The organism is Pseudomonas sp. A125, from assembly GCF_055409485.1.
Genome location: NZ_JBUZVP010000001.1, coordinates 334,639 through 348,303, shown reverse-complemented (window position 1 = coordinate 348,303; position 13,665 = coordinate 334,639). Strand labels below are relative to the sequence as shown.

The window sequence follows — 13,665 nt, the reverse complement described above, 5'->3', positions numbered from 1 at the left end:
TACCTCAACATCTCTGTTGTCAGTTCGACCGCTATCGCAGGCAAGCCAGCTCCCACATTTGATTGGGTTCACACATCAAAATGTGGGAGCCGGGCTTGCCCGCGATGGCAGCGCCTCGGTCTAAAGCGAAGCCAGCTCAGTTTCAGTTTCAACAGCCGTCGCCACCTGCAACTGGCGCATCTGCTCACAGCCCCACAACACCCGCTCCGGGGTCGCCGGTGCATCAATTTTCGGTTGGTGGCGATAGTCACCCAGGCTCGCCACGGCATCCTTGATCGCGCACCATGAGGCGATGCCAAGCATGAACGGCGGCTCACCCACGGCCTTGGAATGGAACACTGTGTCTTCCGGGTTCTTGCGGTTTTCCACCAGCTTCACCCGCAAATCCAAAGGCATGTCGGCCACCGCCGGGATCTTGTAGCTGGCCGGGCCGTTGGTCATCAGCTTGCCTTTGGCGTTCCACACCAGCTCTTCCATGGTCAGCCAGCCCATGCCCTGGATGAAGCCGCCTTCGACCTGGCCGATGTCGATGGCCGGGTTCAGCGAGGCGCCCACGTCGTGCAGGATGTCGGTACGCAGCATCTTGTACTCGCCGGTCAGCGTGTCGACGATCACCTCGCAACAGGCCGCGCCGAACGCGAAGTAGTAGAACGGCCGGCCCCGCGCCTGGCTGCGGTCGTAGAAGATTTTCGGGGTCTTGTAGAAGCCCGTGCTGGAGAGCGACACCTGGGCGAAATACGCCTGCTGGATCAGCGCCTCAAACGTCAGGATGTGATCGCGAACCCGCACATGCCCGTTGTGGAATTCAACGTCGGCCTCGCTGACTTCATATTTGCGCGCGGCAAATTCCACCAGGCGCTGCTTGATGGTTTCGGCGGCATTCTGTGCGGCTTTACCGTTCAGGTCGGCGCCGCTGGACGCTGCGGTCGGCGAGGTGTTCGGTACTTTGTCGGTGTTGGTGGCGGTGATCTGTACACGGTCGATTTCCACCTGGAATATCTCGGCCACCACCTGCGCGACCTTGATGTTCAAGCCCTGACCCATCTCGGTGCCGCCGTGGTTCAAATGGATGCTGCCGTCGGTGTAGATGTGGATCAGCGCACCGGCCTGGTTGAGGAAGCTGGCGGTGAACGAAATGCCGAATTTCACCGGGGTGAGCGCCAGGCCTTTTTTCAGGATCGGGCTGTTGGCGTTGTAGCGACGGATCGCTTCGCGGCGTTCGAAATACTGGCTGCTGTGTTCGAGTTCCGCGGTCATCTCTTCGAGCATGTTGTGCTCGACGGTCTGGTAGTAGTGGGTGACGTTGCGCTCGGTCTTGCCGTAGTAGTTGGCCTTGCGCACGGCCAGCGGGTCTTGGCCTAAATGCCGGGCGATGGCATCCATCACTTCCTCGATCGCGACCATGCCTTGGGGGCCGCCGAAGCCACGGTAAGCGGTGTTGGAGGCGGTGTTGGTCTTGCAGCGGTGGCCGTTGACGGTGGCGTCGCCCAGGTAATACGAGTTGTCGGAGTGGAACATCGCCCGGTCGACAATCGAGTTCGACAGGTCGGGTGAGCAACCGCAGTTGCCTGCCAGTTCCAGATTGATACCGTGCAGGCGGCCGGTGTCGTCAAAGCCCACGTCGTACTCGATATAGAACGGGTGGCGCTTGCCGGTCATCAGCATGTCTTCGACCCGTGGCAGGCGCATCTTGGTTGGCTGGCCGGTGAGGCGCGCAACCACCGCGCACAGGCACGCCGGGCTGGCCGCCTGTGTTTCCTTGCCGCCAAAACCACCGCCCATGCGGCGCATGTCGACGACGATCTTGTTCATGGAGACGTCGAGTACTTCGGCCACCAGCTTCTGTACTTCGGTGGGGTTTTGCGTGGAGCAGTAGACGATCATGCCGCCGTCTTCGGTGGGCATTACCGAGGAGATCTGGGTTTCCAGGTAGAAGTGTTCCTGGCCGCCAATATGCAGCGTGCCCTGGATGCGGTTTTTGGCGGTCGCCAGTGCGCCCGCCGAATCACCACGTTGGTGGGTGTGGCTGTCCAGTACGAAATGCTTTTTGCGAAACGCCTCGACCACGTCCAGCACCGGCTCCAGGTCTTCGTATTCGATCACGGCGGCCATCGCGGCTTTGCGCGCGGTTTCCAGGTCGCGGGCGGCGACCGCCAGTACCACCTGGCCGACAAACTGCACGGTGTCAATGGCCAGCAACGGGTCGCCGGGCATCAGCGGGCCGATGTCTTTCAGGCCGGGTACGTCTTCGTGGGTAATGACGATGCGCACGCCTTCGAAGGCGTAGCAGGGCGAGGTATCAATGCTAATGATCTTCGCGTGGGCGCGGTCCGACATGCGTGCATACAGGTGCAGCTGATTAGGGAATTCCAGGTGGTCATCAATGTACTGCGCCTCACCCGAAACGTGCTTGGCGGCACTGTCGTGCTTGACGCTGCGACCGACTCCGCTGCTCAGGTCCTGGGCAAACAATTCGGCGAGTTCGGCCTGGGATTTTTCCACGGCGTGATGGTTAGACATAAGCGGTCACCCGAGTCTCGATGTGCGGCGTTTGCAGTTCGATGAAGTATTTGCGCAGCAGGTTCTGTGCGCTGAGCAGGCGGTATTCCTTGCTGGCGCGAAAGTCTGACAGCGGGGTGAAATCTTCGGCCAGCGCAGCGCAGGCTTTTTCCACGGTGGCACTATTCCAGGTGGCGCCATTGAGCACCGCTTCGCAGTTTTTCGCACGTTTGGGGATGGCGGCCATGCCGCCGAAGGCCACGCGGGCATCGGCGATTACGCCGTTGGTGATCGTCAGGTTGAAGGCTGCGCAGACGGCGGAAATGTCATCGTCCAGGCGCTTGGAAACCTTGTAGGCACGGAACAGCGGCACGCCTTTGGGTACGATGATTTTTTCGATGAATTCGCTGTCCTGTCGAGCGGTCACGCGGTAGTCGATGAAGTAGTCTTCCAGCGCCAGGGTACGGCGGGTGTTGCCCTTGCACAGCACGATCTGTGCGCCGAGGGCGATCAGCAGCGGCGGCGAGTCACCGATGGGCGAGGCATTGCCGATATTGCCGCCCAGGGTGCCCTGGTTGCGGATCTGCAACGAGGCAAAGCGGTGGAGCAATTCGCCGAAGTCCGGGTACTCATTGTTGAGCGCGGTGTAGCAGTCGGACAGCGAAGTCGCGGCGCCGATTTCCAGGCGGTCGTCGAAGCTTTCGATGCGCTTCATCTCTTCGATGTTGCCGACGTAGATCATCACCGCCAGCGTACGATGGAACTGGGTGACTTCCAGCGCCAGGTCGGTGCCGCCGGCCAACAGCCGGGCTTGTGGATACGCGTCGTAAAGGTCGGCCAGGTCGGCGACAGTCAAGGGCACCAGGCAGCGTTTGTCGCCACTGTTCAGTTCGCCGGTTTGAGTCGGTGCGATGGATTTCAGGCGGGCGATGGTCTCGGCCTGGCGACGGTCGAACTGATCCTGGGGCTTGTTGCAGCAGGCCTGTTCGGCAGCCGCGAGAATCGGGCGATAGCCGGTGCAGCGGCAGAGGTTGCCAGCAAGGGCTTCGTGGGCTTTTTGGCTGTTGGGTGCCTCGCTGTTCTTTTGCAGGGCGAACAGTGACATCACAAAGCCCGGGGTGCAGAAGCCGCATTGCGAGCCGTGGCACTCGACCATGGCCTGCTGCACGCTGTGCAGTTGGCCCTGGTGCTTGAGGTCTTCGACGCTGATCAGTTGTTTGCCGTGCAGGGACGAGACAAAGGTCAGGCACGAGTTGAGGCTGCGATAGCGGATCTGCTCGGCGCCCTGATTGTCGGTGTGCAACTCGCCGACTACCACGGTGCAGGCGCCACAGTCGCCGCTGGCGCAGCCTTCCTTGGTGCCGGATTTGCCCAGGTGCTCACGCAAATAGTTGAGCACGGTCAGGTTCGGGTCCAGGGCGTGCTCGCTACGGAGCTCCTGGTTTAGTAAAAACTGGATCACGGAAGGCCTCGCAGACTCATTATTGTTGTTAACCGCTTTGCGCCGAATCTAGTCATGTCTGACTTTTCGGTCAACGATTTTCTGACCGAAAGGTCAAGAAATTGCGATCTCAACATCTTTAATTATGGTCCAGTTCTCTGGAACCGCCGTTTTTGGGGGCTTCTGGACTTTAACGGCTGCTTATTTCATGCCAAATTCAACGTTGTGGGCCGTACGCCATCAATGGGCAAGTGCGCTACACTGCCGCGCTTGTGCTGATAGAAGATTTTGAAGGGAAAACATGACGTTCAAGGCGCCGGATAGTCTTGCCGAGCAAATCGCTCACCACCTCGCCGAACGTATCATTCGCGGCGACCTCAAGCCTGGGGAGCGGATCCAGGAGCAGAAGGTCACGCTGGCGCTCAATGTCAGCCGTGGTTCCGTGCGCGAAGCCTTGCTGATTCTCGAGCGCCGCCACCTGATCGCGATCCTGCCGCGCCGTGGCGCCCACGTCACCGAACTCACCGCCCACAAGGTACAGAGCCTGTGCACGCTGATGGGTGAGCTGTACATCCTGCTGGGTAACGCTGTTGCCGCCGGCTGGCAGACCCAGGCCGACATGGCGCCGTTTGTGCAGATCCAGCAGCGCCTGATCGCCAGCTTCGAGCGCCAGGACATCCGCGCCTTCGTCGAAGAAAGCTTCAACGTGATGCGCGCCGCCTATCCGTTCGCCAACAACCCTTATTTGCAGGAAACCGTCGAGAACCTGCAGCCGGCGATGAACCGTGCCTATTACCTGGCGCTGGATCAGCGCAAGGCGTCCATGAGCGAGTACCTGGTGCTGTTCGAGCAATTGCTCGCCGCCGTGCTGGCCCGTGACCTGCCGCAGATTCGCCAGGTGCTCTCGGCCTACGGCGAGCGCAGTTGCTCGCTGGTCATCGCTGCGTTGGCGGACGCCTAAGCGTGCGGCTCAAGTGCATCAAACTGGCGGGGTTCAAATCCTTCGTCGACCCGACCACGGTGAACTTCCCCAGTAACATGGCGGCAGTGGTGGGGCCCAATGGCTGCGGCAAGTCGAACATCATCGACGCCGTACGCTGGGTGATGGGCGAGAGCTCCGCGAAAAACCTGCGTGGCGAGTCGATGACCGACGTCATCTTCAACGGCTCCACCAGCCGCAAGCCGGTGAGCCAGGCCAGCATCGAACTGGTATTTGATAACTCCGACGGCACCCTTGTCGGCGAGTACGCGGCCTATGCGGAAATTTCCATCCGCCGCAAAGTCACCCGCGACAGCCAGAACAGCTACTTCCTCAACGGTACCAAGTGCCGTCGCCGGGACATTACCGACATCTTCCTCGGCACCGGCCTGGGCCCGCGCAGTTACTCGATCATCGAGCAGGGGATGATCTCCAAGCTGATCGAAGCCAAGCCTGAAGACCTGCGTAACTTTATCGAAGAGGCGGCCGGCATCTCCAAGTACAAGGAGCGCCGCCGCGAGACCGAAAACCGTATCCGCCGTACCCATGAAAACCTCGCCCGCCTGACCGACCTGCGTGAAGAGCTGGAGCGCCAGTTGGAGCGCCTGCACCGCCAGGCCCAGGCCGCCGAGAAGTATCAGGAATACAAGGGCGAGGAGCGCCAACTCAAGGCACAACTGTCGGGCCTGCGCTGGCAGGCGTTGAATGATCAGGTAGGCCAGCGCGAAGCGATCATCGGCACCCAGGAAATCAGCTTCGAAGCCCTGGTGGCCGAGCAGCGCAATGCCGACGCCAGCATCGAGCGCCTGCGGGACGGTCACCATGATTTGTCCGAACGCTTCAATCTGGTGCAGGGGCGCTTCTATTCGGTGGGCGGCGATATCGCCCGGGTCGAGCAGAGCATCCAGCACGGCCAGCAGCGCCTGCGCCAGTTGCAGGATGATTTGAAAGAAGCCGAACGCGCGCGCCTGGAGACCGAATCTCACCTGGGCCACGACCGCACCTTGCTGCTGACCCTGGGTGAGGAGCTGAACATGCTCACCCCCGAGCAGGAAGTTACCAGCGCCGCTGCCGAGGAAGCCGCTGCGGCACTGGAAGAATCCGAAACCACCATGCACGGCTGGCAGGAGCAGTGGGACACCTTCAACCTGCAATCTGCCGAGCCGCGCCGCCAGGCTGAGGTGCAGCAGTCACGCATCCAGCAACTGGAAACCAGCATGGAGCGTTTGGCCGAGCGTCAGCGGCGTTTGGTGGAAGAGCGCGTGCTGCTCGCTGCCGACCCTGAAGACGCGGCGATCCTCGACCTGAGCGAGAAGCTCGCCGAAAGCGAAATGACCCTGGAAGAGCTGGAAGCCAGCGAAGAACAACAAGTGGAGCGCCTGGAGCAATTGCGTCAGCAACTGCAACAGGCGACCCAGGCACAGCAAACCGCTCAAGGTGATTTGCAGCGGCTCAATGGGCGCTTGGCGTCCCTGGAAGCCTTGCAGCAGGCGGCGCTCGACCCGGACACCGGCACGGCCGAATGGCTGCGCGACCAGCACCTGGCCGAGCGTCCGCGCCTGGCCGAAGGCTTGAAGGTTGAAGCCGGTTGGGAGCTGGCGGTAGAAACCGTGCTCGGCGCCGACCTGCAAGCGGTGCTGGTGGATGATTTTGGTGGCTTTGACCTGGCAGGTTTTGCCCAGGGCGACCTGCGTTTGCTCAGTCCCGCGGCAGACGGCACACGCGTACCGGGCAGCCTGCTGGACAAGGTCGAGGCGGCGATTGATCTGTCGCCCTGGCTCGGCCAGGTCAAACCGGTGGACAGTCTTGAGCAGGCGCTGGCCCAGCGCGGCCAACTGGCGGCCGGGCAAAGCCTGATCAGCCGCGACGGTTTTTGGGTGGGCCGGCACTTTTTGCGGGTGCGCCGCGCCAGTGAAGCGCAAAGCGGCGTCTTGGCCCGTGGCCAGGAAATCGTCAACCTGAGTGCCGAGCGCGAAGAGCGCGAGGCGACGCTTGAGTCCCTGGAAAACCAGCTGCAAACCCTGCGCGCCACCCAGCGCCAACAAGAGACCGGTCGTGAACACCTGCGCCGGCTGTTGCAGGACGAAGCGCGCCAGCAAGGTGAATTGAAAGCCCAGCTCTCGGCGAGCAAGGCCAAGGTCGAGCAACTGAGCCTGCGCCGTACCCGTCTCGACGAGGAAGTGGCCGAGATGGGCGAGCAACGCGCCCTCGAACACGAACAAGTCGGCGAAGCGCGCCTGCAACTGCAGGAAGCCCTCGACAGCATGGCCCTGGACACCGAGCAGCGTGAGTTGCTGCTGGCCCAGCGCGACAGCCTGCGTGAGCGCCTCGACCGGGTTCGCCAGGAAGCCCGCCAGCACAAGGACCACGCCCATCAATTGGCCGTGCGCCTCGGCTCCCTGCGCGCCCAGCACGATTCCACGCGCCAGGCCCTTGAGCGCCTGGAAATGCAGTCCGAACGCCTGACCGAAAAGCGCGAGCAACTGAGCCTCAATCTGGAGGAGGGCGAAGCCCCGCTGGAGGAGCTGCGCCTCAAACTCGAAGAGTTGCTCGACAAGCGCATGACCGTTGACGAAGAGCTCAAGACCGCGCAAATCGCCCTGGAAGACGCCGACCGTGAACTGCGTGATGCGGAAAAACGCCGGACCCAGGCCGAGCAACAGTCGCAACTGATCCGTGGCCAGCTCGAACAGCAGCGCATGGAATGGCAGGCCCTGACGGTGCGCCGCAAAACCCTGCAAGACCAGTTGCTGGAAGACGGCTACGACCTGCACGGCGTGCTCAACACCCTGACCGCCCAGGCCAACGAGAAAGACGCCGAAGAAGAACTTGAGCGGATTGCCGCACGCATTCAACGCCTGGGCGCGATCAACCTCGCGGCGATTGACGAGTACCAGCAGCAGTCCGAGCGCAAACGTTACCTGGACGCGCAGAACGCCGATCTGGTGGAGGCCCTGGACACTCTGGAAAACGTGATCCGCAAGATCGACAAGGAAACCCGTAATCGCTTCAAAGATACCTTTGATCAGATTAATGGCGGTTTACAGGCGTTATTTCCGAAAGTTTTCGGTGGTGGCAGCGCTTACTTGGAACTGACGGGCGAAGATCTACTCGATACAGGGGTAACGATCATGGCGCGGCCTCCGGGCAAGAAGAACAGTACCATCCATTTGTTGTCCGGTGGCGAGAAGGCACTGACCGCATTGGCCCTGGTATTTGCGATCTTCAAGTTGAACCCGGCGCCGTTCTGCATGCTCGACGAAGTTGACGCCCCGCTGGATGACGCTAACGTTGGACGGTATGCCCGCCTGGTTAAAGAGATGTCCCAGACGGTGCAGTTCATCTATATCACCCACAACAAGATCGCCATGGAAATGGCCGATCAGTTGATGGGCGTGACGATGCACGAGCCGGGTTGTTCGCGATTGGTAGCGGTGGATGTTGAAGAGGCGATGGCGATGGTGGAATCCTGAGCCGCACCTCGAAGGAGGATTTTGTGCAGGACGTAAGGTGATTTACCTGTCTGGGAAAAGTGGCAAATGGACATATTTGTTCAAGGCATTTTGACAGACGGTGTAAAGTTATCTTTGGTCGTGCTAGTTTAATGTCAAATTTTCGTATGCGTGGGCAAAACGTCATTCAGAACATAGAGTTGGCGCCACGTTTTAAAGCGGTTTGCACGGTGCTAAACCCCTTATTTTTCAGCATTTTTTATTAGAGGCACGGGATTACATGGAAATCGGTCTGCGCGAGTGGCTGATCGTCATCGGCATTATTGTCATTGCCGGTATTCTTTTTGATGGCTGGCGCCGGATGCGCGGCGGCAAGGGCAAGTTGAAATTCCGCCTGGACCGCAACCTGTCCAATTTACCGGACGACGACAGCAGCGCCGAGCTGCTGGGGCCGCCCCGTGTTCTGGACAACCATAAAGAGCCGCACCTGGACGAGCACGACCTGCCGTCGATGAGCGCCCCGGCGCGTGAAGCTCGCGAGCCCAAGCGCGGCAAGCGTGGCGCTGCCAGCGAGCCGTCCCAGGGCGACCTGAACCTGGACCTTGAAGAAGGCCCGAGCTTCAGCAGCCGTGACGATGACTTCCCGGATGAGTCCCCGGCCAAGAGTTCTCATAAAGAATCCGTCAAGGATCAACCGGCTGCCGAAGAGGTGCTGGTGATCAGCGTGATCTGCCGCGACGCCGCTGGCTTTAAAGGCCCGGCCCTGCTGCAAAATATTCTGGAAAGCGGCCTGCGTTTTGGCGAGATGGATATTTTCCATCGCCACGAAAGCATGGCCGGCAACGGTGAAGTCCTGTTCTCCATGGCCAACGCGGTCAAGCCGGGCATCTTTGATCTGGACGATATCGACCATTTCAGCACCCCGGCGGTGAGTTTCTTCCTCGGCTTGCCAGGCCCGCGTCACCCGAAACAAGCATTCGACGTGATGGTGGCCGCAGCCCGCAAGCTGTCCCAGGAACTCAATGGCGAACTCAAGGACGATCAACGCAGCGTCCTGACCGCCCAGACCATCGAGCACTACCGTCAGCGCATCGTCGAGTTCGAGCGTCGCGCCCTGACACAGAAGCGCTAAGGTCCAATCTTAAGCGTTGCCTGTAGAATCCATGCACTAACATATTGAGCAGCTTCGGCTGCTCTTTTGCTTTATGAGAGAACACCCATGACCGCCGCCCACACCCGCATCCTCGAACTGCGCGCTGAACTGGATCAGCACAACTACCGCTACCACGTCCTCGACGAACCGAGCATTCCGGACGCCGAGTACGACCGGTTGTTCCACGAGCTCAAGGCGCTTGAAGCCGAGCACCCGGACCTGGTCACCCGTGATTCACCGACGCAGCGGGTCGGCAGCGCGGCATTGTCTGCGTTTACTCAGGTGCGTCATGAAATCCCGATGCTCAGTCTTGGTAACGCTTTCGATGAAAGCACGATGCTTGAATTCGATCGCCGGGTAACCGAAGGCCTGGACCTGCCAGTGGGCGATCTGTTTGGCGCTGGCGCGGCGGTGGAATACAGCTGCGAGCCGAAGCTTGATGGCCTGGCGGTCAGCCTGCTGTATCAGGACGGTGAGTTGGTGCGTGGCGCCACGCGCGGCGATGGCACCACCGGCGAAGACATCAGCGTCAACGTGCGCACCGTGCGCAATATTCCGCTGAAACTACACGGCAGCGGCTGGCCGGCGACCCTGGAAGTGCGCGGCGAAGTGTTCATGTCCAAGGCCGGTTTCGAGCGGCTGAATGCCACGCAACTGGAAGTCGGCGGCAAAACCTTTGCCAACCCGCGCAACGCCGCTGCGGGTAGCCTGCGCCAGCTGGACTCGAAGATTACGGCAAGCCGTCCGCTGGAATTCTGCTGTTATGGCATTGGCCAAGTGACCGCTGACATTAGCGATACCCATATCGGCAACCTGCAGCAATTGCAGAAGTGGGGCATGCCCATCAGCCACGAGCTGAAACTGGCCAAGGGCATTCAGGAATGCCTGGATTACTACCGTGATATCGGCGAGCGGCGCAACGCCTTGCCGTATGAAATCGACGGTGTGGTGTTCAAGGTCAATAGCATTGCCTACCAACGCGAATTGGGCTTTCGTGCCCGTGAACCGCGTTGGGCAATTGCCCATAAATTCCCGGCCATGGAAGAACTGACTGAACTGCTGGACGTTGAGTTCCAGGTCGGCCGCACCGGCGCGGTAACGCCCGTGGCACGGTTGAAACCGGTCAAGGTCGCGGGTGTGACCGTGTCCAACGCCACCCTGCATAACATGGACGAAGTGGCGCGCCTGGGCCTGATGATCGGCGACACCGTGATCATCCGCCGCGCCGGTGATGTGATCCCGCAGGTGGTGTCGGTGGTGACCGAGCGCCGCCCGGAAAACGCCCGTGCGGTGCAGATCCCCGAGAGCTGCCCGGTGTGCGGCTCTCACGTTGAACGCACGCAACTGGTCAAGCGCAGCAAGGGCAAGGAAACTGTCAGCGAAGGCGCTGTGTATCGCTGCGTCGGGCGCCTGGCCTGTGGTGCTCAACTCAAGCAGGCGATCATTCATTTCGTCTCGCGCCGGGCCATGGACATTGACGGGCTTGGCGACAAGACCATCGAGCAACTGGTGGACGAAAAACTCATCGGCTCGCCGGCTGATCTCTACAAGCTCAAGTACGAGCAGATCATCGACCTGGAAGGTTTTGCCGATGTCTCAAGCAAGAAGCTGATCACCGCCATTGAAAACAGCAAGACACCGACCCTCGCACGGTTTATCTACGCCCTCGGCATTCCCGATGTAGGCGAGGAGACCGCCAAGGTGCTGGCGCGCTCGCTGGCGTCCCTGGAGCGTGTGCAGCAGGCCTTGCCGGAAGTGCTGACGTACTTGCCGGACGTTGGCTTGGAGGTGGCGCACGAGATACACAGCTTCTTTGAAGACAGCCATAACCAGCAAGTGATTGGTGCCTTGATCTCCAAAGACGAGTGCGGCCTGACGTTGCAGGAGCAGGGCGACCTGAGCCCCGAGTTTGCGGCCAGCACCACGCTGGGCGGCTTGCTCGACAAGTTGCACGTGCCGTCCGTTGGCCCGGGCGCCGCGCAGAAGCTGGCCGACAAGTTTGGCTCGCTTGAAGGGGTGATCAAGGCCGATTGGCTCGACATGCGCCAAGCGTTGCCAGAGAAGCAGGCCAAGGCGGTGCGGGATTTCTTCGATATCGAAGAAAACGCCCGGCGCGCACTGGCCATCGAGCAACAGCTCAAGGACTTCGGCATGCACTGGCAGAGTGAGAAGAAGGTCGTCGAAGGCCTGCCCGAGGCCGGTCACACTTGGGTGCTCACCGGCTCCCTGGAACTGATGAGCCGCGATGTCGCCAAGGAAAAACTCGAAAGCCTGGGCGCCAAGGTAGCGGGCTCGGTGTCGGCGAAAACCCACTGCGTGGTGGCTGGGCCGGGCGCGGGTTCGAAGCTGGCCAAGGCCAGTGAGTTGGGCCTGAAAGTGCTGGATGAAGAGGCGTTCGTGGCCTTCCTCAACCAGCACGGCATAACCGTTGCCTGACGCTGATCCTGTAGGAGCCGGCTTGCCGGCGATGGCGGTTTCAAGATCGCCATCGCCGGCAAGCCGGCTCCTGCAATTGATGGGAACGATCATCTTCAGGAAATGATCTAGTCTTGGGCAGCCCAGGGAGAGATCGCCATGTACCGCTTCTTCGAACAACTCAGTTCGCGCATTGCCGCACCGTTCATGGCCGAGACCTCGCGCAACAGCAAGGTCTGGCAGTGCCGCTGTGGGCAGTCGCTGTTCTTTCGCAACAGCCAGTGCCTGGCCTGCTCGGCGCTGCTGGGCTATCAGCCGGAGCAGAGTCGCCTGTCATCCCTGCAGCCCGGTCCATACGCCGACACCTGGCTGCTGGACGCCGACCCTGAAGCCGGCGCATTTCGCCGCTGCGCCAACCTCGACACGCCCGCCGCCTGCAATTGGCTGCTGCCCGCCGACAATGGCCAGACCTTGTGCGTAGCCTGCAGCCTGAACCGCACCATTCCCGACCTGTCGATCCCGGAAAACCCCGAACGCTGGCGCAAGGTCGAAACCGCCAAGCGCCGGCTGGTGGCGCAACTGATCAGCCTGGGTTTGCAGGTGGTTCCCAAGACCGTCGATGAAGACACTGGCCTGGCCTTCGATTTTGTCGGCATCGACCTGGAAGGCAACGCACCCACCACCGGCCACGCCAATGGCCTGGTCACCCTCGACATCAAGGAAGCCGACGACGCCCATCGCGAGAAAATCCGCGTACAGATGCGCGAGCCTTACCGCACGTTGCTCGGCCATTTTCGCCATGAGGTCGGCCATTACTACTGGGACCGCCTGATCGCCAGCAGCCACTGGCTGGAGCCGTTCCGCAGCCTGTTTGGCGATGAGCGCGCCAGCTACGCGGACGCCCTTGAGCAGCACTACCAGAACGGCCCGCGGCCAGACTGGCAGCAAACCTGCGTCAGCGCCTACGCCACCATGCACCCGTGGGAAGACTGGGCGGAAACCTGGGCGCATTACCTGCACATGATGGACGCCGTCGACACCGCGCTGGGCTTCGGCATGAGCGCCCGGGAGATGGACCTGGATTACCAGCCGTTCCCCCTCAGCACGCTGTATGACCCTGAACATCCGGGCGGCGCGGCGTTCCTGTCATTCGTCAATGCCTGGATCGAACTGGCCGGCATGCTCAACGAACTGTCCCGCAGCATGGGCCAGCCGGATTTCTACCCGTTCGTCCTGCCGCCGGCGGTGATTGCCAAGCTGCACTTCATTCACCTGGTGATCCAGCAAGAGGGCGGCCGGGCGGATGAGGTGGTGCTCTTGTAGGAGCAAGCTTGCTCGCGAAGGTCGTCAACGATAACGCGCCTATCGTGAATGAACGCGGCGTCTTGGCGTCCTTCGCGAACAAGCTCACTCGTGCACAGGCAAGTGCTTGAACCATCAGATATTTTTAATCCCGCGCCAACGGTTGTAACTTCCGATGAGATCGGTACAATGGCCCCGCTTGCCGAGAGGCGAGCGTCGTTATGGTGACCCCATCGGTCCCCCCGCAACGATTACCCGTGAACCTGGTCAGAGCCGGAAGGCAGCAGCCACAGCGGGAACATTGTGTGCCGGGGTGTGGCTGGTGGGGTTGCCTCCATAACGCTTTATTTGTCGTTCGACAAATATCCTGTACGACTGAATCGGTCGAAACAAACCCAAAATATATCGCTGCCTTCCTGTCCCT

The 13,665-nt window shown here is 60.9% G+C and carries 7 protein-coding genes and 1 other RNA gene; 6 read left to right on the top strand and 2 right to left on the bottom strand.

Annotation, left to right across the window (positions count from 1 at the left end; translation table 11 throughout):
* Positions 1–120: 120 nt before the first annotated feature.
* Together xdhB and xdhA are read right to left on the bottom strand one after the other, a co-directional pair.
* Positions 121–2,520: a xanthine dehydrogenase molybdopterin binding subunit gene (xdhB, locus tag ACZRN6_RS01600; protein WP_464007062.1), complete on the bottom strand. Its 2,400-nt coding sequence runs from the start codon at positions 2,518–2,520 to the stop codon at positions 121–123.
* Positions 2,513–3,961, bottom strand: a complete 1,449-nt coding sequence (gene xdhA, locus ACZRN6_RS01595; RefSeq protein WP_464007061.1) for a xanthine dehydrogenase small subunit — start codon at positions 3,959–3,961, stop codon at positions 2,513–2,515. The genes xdhB and xdhA overlap by 8 nt, the downstream gene beginning before the upstream one ends.
* A gap of 280 nt (positions 3,962–4,241) precedes the next feature.
* Between xdhA and ACZRN6_RS01590 the strand changes: the two genes are divergently transcribed.
* From ACZRN6_RS01590 to ffs, 6 genes are all read left to right on the top strand, one after another.
* The gene (locus ACZRN6_RS01590; RefSeq protein ID WP_010176400.1) at positions 4,242–4,901 is read left to right on the top strand and encodes a GntR family transcriptional regulator; all 660 of its coding nucleotides are present in this window, start codon (positions 4,242–4,244) and stop codon (positions 4,899–4,901) included.
* Between the two features lie 2 nt (positions 4,902–4,903).
* On the top strand, positions 4,904–8,392 hold the full coding sequence (gene smc, locus ACZRN6_RS01585) for a chromosome segregation protein SMC (RefSeq protein ID WP_464007060.1): 3,489 nt from the start codon (positions 4,904–4,906) through the stop codon (positions 8,390–8,392).
* 259 nt (positions 8,393–8,651) lie between these two features.
* The gene (zipA, locus tag ACZRN6_RS01580; RefSeq protein ID WP_322143927.1) at positions 8,652–9,503 is read left to right on the top strand and encodes a cell division protein ZipA; all 852 of its coding nucleotides are present in this window, start codon (positions 8,652–8,654) and stop codon (positions 9,501–9,503) included.
* An 87-nt stretch (positions 9,504–9,590) separates the two neighbouring features.
* The gene (gene ligA, locus ACZRN6_RS01575; RefSeq protein WP_464007059.1) at positions 9,591–11,960 is read left to right on the top strand and encodes an NAD-dependent DNA ligase LigA; all 2,370 of its coding nucleotides are present in this window, start codon (positions 9,591–9,593) and stop codon (positions 11,958–11,960) included.
* A 138-nt stretch (positions 11,961–12,098) separates the two neighbouring features.
* A complete protein-coding gene (locus tag ACZRN6_RS01570) occupies positions 12,099–13,262 on the top strand; it encodes a zinc-binding metallopeptidase family protein (protein WP_322143929.1) in 1,164 nt (387 codons plus the stop codon).
* A gap of 210 nt (positions 13,263–13,472) precedes the next feature.
* Positions 13,473–13,569: signal recognition particle sRNA small type (ffs, locus tag ACZRN6_RS01565), an RNA gene on the top strand.
* Positions 13,570–13,665: the final 96 nt, after the last annotated feature.